This window comes from Idiomarina sp. 28-8 (assembly GCF_000320945.2).
Classification (GTDB): domain Bacteria; phylum Pseudomonadota; class Gammaproteobacteria; order Enterobacterales; family Alteromonadaceae; genus Idiomarina; species Idiomarina loihiensis.
On record NZ_BANL01000063.1, the window covers coordinates 1 to 339 of the forward strand.

Genomic DNA, 339 nt, shown 5'->3' on the forward strand with positions numbered 1-339 from the left:
CAGTGCAATTTTTTAGCAAACCCCTAGTCATTCTAGTTGAATCTCGATTCGCAGCCGCTCGTTACTTTGGTATGCTCGACCAACCCACTTAAAACAAGGATTTGGTCATGAGCTCCTCATCAGATGGCAAAAAGCGCCGCGATAGAATATCAGGCTTTCCATCATGGGCGTTCGACAGCTCAATTCAGAAAATTATTGAGCGTAGCAAAATTCACATTTTGCCAGACAGTATTAGCTCTCAAATTGCTAGAGCAGCTGGAGCGGTGGAGGCCTTAAAGTCAGCTCAATTCGTACACACAACCTTCCCCGCTCAAATGGTAGAACAGCAAAGAAGTTTAG

General features: G+C 44.8%; 1 protein-coding gene. It reads left to right on the plus strand.

Going from position 1 to position 339, the window contains the following annotated elements; genetic code table 11:
- Positions 1 to 107: 107 nt before the first annotated feature.
- A partial coding sequence (locus RJ32_RS15375) for a hypothetical protein (RefSeq protein WP_034823234.1) occupies positions 108 to 339 on the plus strand: 232 nt, incomplete at its 3' end.